This is a genomic window from Vibrio sp. 1078-1 (genome assembly GCF_033340475.1).
Genome location: NZ_JAWOWM010000643.1, coordinates 1 through 581, shown reverse-complemented (window position 1 = coordinate 581; position 581 = coordinate 1). Strand labels below are relative to the sequence as shown.

The window sequence follows — 581 nt, the reverse complement described above, 5'->3', positions numbered from 1 at the left end:
GTGTTGTAACTATACACAATGTTACAATTTCGATCCCGTTAAATATGCGTCAGACAGGACTCATCTGACGTGTTCTTGGAAATAAATTCGTACAATTCAGACCGCTTATTAGATAACGAATTAAGCCATAATTTATTTATGGTTTAATTTTTCACATTCCTCGTTAAAGTAATGACATTTTACTTATTTAATTTTGAAATTAATGCAGGGAGCTAAACGGTGTTCGGTAGTCGTTTTAAAGATATCAATTTCAAAGGGGATATATTTGGCGGGGTGACCACGGCCATTATTTCTCTCCCTTTGGCGTTGGCGTTCGGGGTTGCTTCGGGGGCGGGTGCAGAAGCTGGCCTTTGGGGCGCCATAATGGTGGGCTTGTTTGCCTCCTTATTTGGTGGCTCAAATACACTTATCTCAGAACCCACGGGTCCGATGACGGTGATCATGACAGCCGTATTGACCAGTATGATGGCGAAGTACCCTGAAACAGGTATGGCGATGACGTTTACTGTTGTCATGATGGCGGGTGCATTTCAGATCTTGCTTGGAACGCTGAAGATGGGGAAATATGTCACCTTAATGCC

1 protein-coding gene is annotated in these 581 nt (G+C 43.2%); it reads left to right on the top strand.

The genetic code is table 11. From position 1 onward, the window contains the following. Positions 1-219 precede the first annotated feature (219 nt). Positions 220-581 (top strand): SulP family inorganic anion transporter (locus tag R7190_RS29260; protein WP_318138125.1); only part of this gene is annotated, 362 nt, incomplete at its 3' end.